A 4,628-nucleotide genomic window follows, 5' to 3' on the forward strand; every position below is an offset into this window, starting at 1 on the left:
GAACGGAGAAACCGGTGGAAGGAAAGAAGCCGGCGAAGCCAAAGCCGGTTTCTCCCGCGCCGGAAGGCCGCGACGACAAACCCATCGTCCGCCAACGTTCGGGCATCGGCTCCTACGAGGACCCGGCCGACGAGCGCCGCCAAAAGCGTCGACCGGGCAAGACCGGACGGCCGGGGCAGTAGCGCCGTCTTCTCCTTCTCCTCTTGTGGGAGAAGGTGAAGGGCGCCACTTGCCACCAACCCCTCCCCCGTTGTACCCAATCTCTCAACTCGAACATCTGGAAAGGAGGGCTGCGTGTTTATCGATCACCATCGTCAGCGTGGCCCGATTTGTGCCCTGCGAGCTTGCTTGCAGGGCTGACCGAACGGTCCGGGTTTTCCCCGTTTCGATTTTGGTCTGCCCTTCGTGGTGCCGCTAAGCTGATCCGTTGATCGGCATGCGCACCGTCAAAGTGCATCAGCCGGACTTTGCCGCCGGCAAGACCAGAGAAATCGACATGGCCTTGATCAGCCTCAGATCCCTCGGCGTCACCATGAGTGCGCCGCTCTTCTCCAACCTCGACCTTACCATCGGCGCCGGCGACCGGCTCGGCATCGTCGCGGCCAATGGCCGTGGCAAATCGACTTTGCTCAAATGCCTGGCCGGTGAGTTCGAAGCCACCTCCGGCGACATCACCCGTTCGCGCGGCCTGCGCGTCGGCCACGTCGAGCAATCCGTCCCCGACGCATTGCTCGGCCGCGGCTTCCATGACGTCGTCGCCGACGCCTTGCCGGCCGAGCAGCGCGACAGCGAGTTGTGGCGCGTCGACGTGGCGCTGGATTCGCTCGAAGTGCCGGAAGACATGCGCTGCCGGCCGATGCAGGCGCTGAGCGGCGGCTGGCAGCGGCTGGCGCTGATCGCCCGCGTCTGGGTCACCGATCCGGACATGCTGCTGCTCGACGAGCCGACCAACCATCTCGACCTCGCCAGGATCAGCCAGCTCGAAACATGGCTCAACGTGTTGCCGCGCGACGTGCCGGTGATCATCGCCAGCCACGATCGCGCCTTCCTCGACGCCACCACAAACCGCACGCTGTTCCTGCGTCCCGAAGACTCGCCGGTGTTCGCGCTGCCCTATTCGCGCGCTAGGCAGGCGCTCGACGAGCTCGACGCCTCGACGGCGCGCAAGTTCGAGCGCGACATGAAGATCGCCCAGCAGTTGCGCAAGCAGGCCGCCAAGCTCAACAACATCGGTATCAATTCCGGCAGCGACCTTCTGACGGTGAAGACCAGGCAGCTCAAGGAACGGGCCGAGAAGCTGGAGGATGCCGCCGTGCAAGCGCATCGCGAGCGCTCGGCCGGCGCGATCAGGCTGGCGAACCGCGGCACCCACGCCAAGGTGCTGATCACGCTCGAGGACGCGGCGGTCGAAACGCCTGACGGCACGCTGCTGTTCAGGACCGGTAAGCGCCACATCTGCCAGGGCGATCGCATCGTGCTGCTTGGCCGCAACGGTGTCGGCAAGACGCGCTTCATCGCGATGATCCGCGACGCCGTCGCCGAGCCGGGATCCGTCGCGAACGTCAAGGTGACGCCGTCGACCGTGCTCGGTTACGGCGATCAGGCGCTGTCGGGCATCGACGGCGACGACACGCCGCTGGCGATGCTCTCGCGCCGCTTCGAGGTCGGCGAGCAGCGCGCGCGCTCGTTGCTCGCCGGCGCCGGCATCGCGATCGAGATGCAGGAGAGGAAGATCGGCGTTCTGTCCGGTGGACAGAAGTCGAGGCTGATGATGCTGGTGCTCCGGCTCATCCAGCCCAACTTGTATCTGCTCGACGAGCCGACCAACCATCTCGACATCGACGGCCAGGAAGCATTGGAGGACGAGTTGCTGAAGCATCAGGCGAGCTGCCTGCTTGCCTCGCATGACCGCTCCTTCATCCGCGCCGTCGGCAACCGCTTCTGGCTGATCGACAGGCGGCGGCTGACCGAGGTCGACGACCCGGAAGCTTTTTTCCGCTCGGTCGCCGAAACGCCGAATTGAGTGACGGTGCATCAGCCGGGCCGGCACTCAAAGTGGTGCCCGCCCGACAATACTTTTCCACTTGCTAAAAAAGGAGCATCTTGAATCGCTCAGCCATGGAGGGAACGGGCCATGCGTGCAGTGGACATCGTCAGCAATCTCTACCAGGCCTATGCGGACCGCGATATCGAGGGCGCCCTGGCGCATTGCGCCGAGGATGTCGTGTTCCGATGGATTGCCGATCCCAGGCAATCGCGCCATGCCGGCACCGCGCATGGCAAGCAGGAATTCCTCTCCAGGCTCCTGGCGCTCGACGACGACTTCGAATACCGGCACTTCGTCCCGGTCGACATCATCGACGGCGGCGACAAGGTCGCGGCACAGGTCGAGATCCACATGACCCGCCGCGCCACCGGCGAGGAGTTCATCATGCGCACCGCCAATTTCTGGACGGTGCGCGACGGCGAGATCGTCGAGATGGTGGAATATTACGACACCGCGCTGGCCGCGTCGGTGTTCTGAAAAAAGATCGAGGCGGTCTGTCGGATCGCCGATCTCCGCCTCGTCCTTGGGATGCCGACACGATGATGCCGGCATCAACCAGGGAGAAGCAACATGTCGGTACTGTCTTCCATCGGCCGCCTCGCCAACCGCTATGCCGCGGCCCGCGCCCGGCATCGCAGCGAGCGCATCCTGCTTTCACTGCCCGCCGAGTTGCGCAAGGACATCGGCTTTCCGGAGATTTTCGAAACGCGCGAAAGCCGCCGCGCCGCCACTTTCTCGGCGAAGGTCATATAAAGCTGCAAATCCCATGCGATTGTTCTCCGGTCGCCCGAGCTGCCGGAAACCGGCCCTTTAAGAAATTTTCGGGAGGCATGTAGGATCGCCGCCGCTTCGTCCGTCCTTGGGTGGCAAACCCGATCAAACCCCGTGAAGAGGAACACGAGAATGAACGACCAGACCCCGCCCCGCGCCAAGGTCCTTGGCGGATTGACCCCCTACCTGCAGGTCGACGGCGCCATCAAGGCCGCCGAATTCTACAAGAAGGCTTTCGGCGCGGAGGAAGTGTTCGCCTATCCGCCGGATGACAAGGGCCGCACCATGCACATCCATCTCTATGTCAACGGCTCGACGCTGATGCTGGGCGATGCCTATCCCGAACACGGCCATCCGCATCAGGCGGCGCAGGGCTACACGCTGCAGCTCCATCTCGGCAGCGACGACATCGATGCCTGGTGGAAGCGCGCGGTCGATGCCGGCTGCGAGATCGTCACGCCGCTGCAGGTGATGTTCTGGGGCGACCGCTGGGGCCAGGTGAAAGACCCCTTCGGCGTCGCCTGGGCGATGAACGCGCCGGTGAAGTGATTTCCTAGCGAGCAGGCGTCGCCCCGAGGGATGACGCGCTCACTCGCGCCGGGTCGTTCCCCGCCGGCCCGGCGCTTGTTTTTCAGCAAAGGAGTCTCATCATGTCCTATGTCGATGGTTTCGTGATCGCCGTGCCGAGGGCAAATCTCGATGACTACAAGAAGCTGGCCAACACCGCAGGCCCGATATGGATGGAGCACGGCGCGCTCTCCTATGTCGAATGCGTCGGCGATGACGTGCCCTATGGCGAGCTGACCTCGTTCCCGCGCGCCGTTCAAGCCAAGGACGACGAGGTCGTCATCTTCGCCTGGGTCGTCTACGAGTCCAGGCAGAGCCGCGACGCGGTCATGGCCAAGGTGATGGCCGACGAGCGTCTCAAGATGGACTGGTCCGCCATGCCGTTCGACGGCAAGCGCATGATCTTCGGCGGCTTCCAGCCATTTATCGAGCTTTGAGGAACTGACGGAACGCCAGTTCGGTCGGTCGCAATCCCTTGCGATTGGCTAAGACGCCCGTCAGGTCGTCATCCACGGGCGGAGCAAGGAGCGAAGCGACGCAGCGCAGACCCGAGGATCCATTCCGTTACCTATGAGCGTTGCAGCGGTGCAGAACTATCTCTGTTCTTGCACCGCTTTTACCCTTCGCGCGAGGTCACGGCATGGATCCTCGGGTCTGCGCGTCCGCTTCGCTCCCGCTCCGCCCGTGGATGACGAAGTTCGAGCGCTTCGACCAATCGCGAACGGCGTATCAGCCCAGCTTGTCGAGCAGCGGCTTCAGCCGGTCCCCATACCGCTTCCACAGATCGACCGAGCCCTGATACATCGGCTGGCGCACCTGCGCGGCCGAAGCGGTGCGCACCGGCCGGTCCGTCTCGTGGAACGACAGCACCTTGTCGTCCCAGGGCAGGCCGAGATGCGCCATCAGCGCCCGCGTCTGCCCTTCCTGGTCGGCGACGAAATCCTCATAGCGCACATCGTGCACGACGCCCGGCAGCACCTTGTGCCAATGCGCCATGATGTCGGTGTAGAGGTTATGGAAATCGGCGAGCTCGCCGAGGTCGTAACCGTAGCGGTGGCTGTCGCCGCGGAAATGCACCTTGAAGATCGACAGGCACGTGGCCGCCGCGTCGCGCGCGCAATGGACGATCTTGGCCTTCGGCAGCATCATATGCAGGAAGCCGACCAGCAGGAAGTTGCCCGGCATCTTGTCGGTGACATGGCGGTAGCCCGGATAGCGGGCATGCAGCATGTCGAGATAGGCC

7 protein-coding genes are annotated in these 4,628 nt (G+C 63.9%); 6 read left to right on the forward strand and 1 reads right to left on the reverse strand.

Going from position 1 to position 4,628, the window contains the following annotated elements; genetic code table 11:
• From EOD07_RS23515 to EOD07_RS23540, 6 genes are all read left to right on the forward strand, one after another.
• A partial coding sequence (locus EOD07_RS23515) for a hypothetical protein (protein WP_164772463.1) occupies positions 1-182 on the forward strand: 182 nt, incomplete at its 5' end.
• A gap of 314 nt (positions 183-496) precedes the next feature.
• Positions 497-2,023, forward strand: a complete 1,527-nt coding sequence (locus EOD07_RS23520) for an ABC-F family ATP-binding cassette domain-containing protein (RefSeq protein ID WP_127237155.1) — start codon at positions 497-499, stop codon at positions 2,021-2,023.
• Between the two features lie 111 nt (positions 2,024-2,134).
• Positions 2,135-2,524, forward strand: a complete 390-nt coding sequence (locus EOD07_RS23525) for a nuclear transport factor 2 family protein (RefSeq protein WP_127237154.1) — start codon at positions 2,135-2,137, stop codon at positions 2,522-2,524.
• Positions 2,525-2,617: 93 nt separating this feature from the next.
• Positions 2,618-2,800 (forward strand): hypothetical protein, encoded by a 183-nt coding sequence (locus EOD07_RS23530; RefSeq protein WP_041012788.1) that lies wholly within the window; start codon positions 2,618-2,620, stop codon positions 2,798-2,800.
• Between the two features lie 150 nt (positions 2,801-2,950).
• A complete protein-coding gene (locus EOD07_RS23535; RefSeq protein WP_071034680.1) occupies positions 2,951-3,367 on the forward strand; it encodes a glyoxalase/bleomycin resistance/extradiol dioxygenase family protein in 417 nt (138 codons plus the stop codon).
• 101 nt (positions 3,368-3,468) lie between these two features.
• The gene (locus EOD07_RS23540; RefSeq protein ID WP_073986134.1) at positions 3,469-3,822 is read left to right on the forward strand and encodes a DUF1428 family protein; all 354 of its coding nucleotides are present in this window, start codon (positions 3,469-3,471) and stop codon (positions 3,820-3,822) included.
• A gap of 292 nt (positions 3,823-4,114) precedes the next feature.
• Here EOD07_RS23540 and EOD07_RS23545 read toward each other — a convergent pair.
• Positions 4,115-4,628: sulfotransferase (locus EOD07_RS23545; RefSeq protein ID WP_164772464.1), on the reverse strand; the 514-nt coding region annotated here is incomplete at its 5' end.

It is taken from the genome of Mesorhizobium sp. M2C.T.Ca.TU.002.02.1.1 (assembly GCF_003997225.1).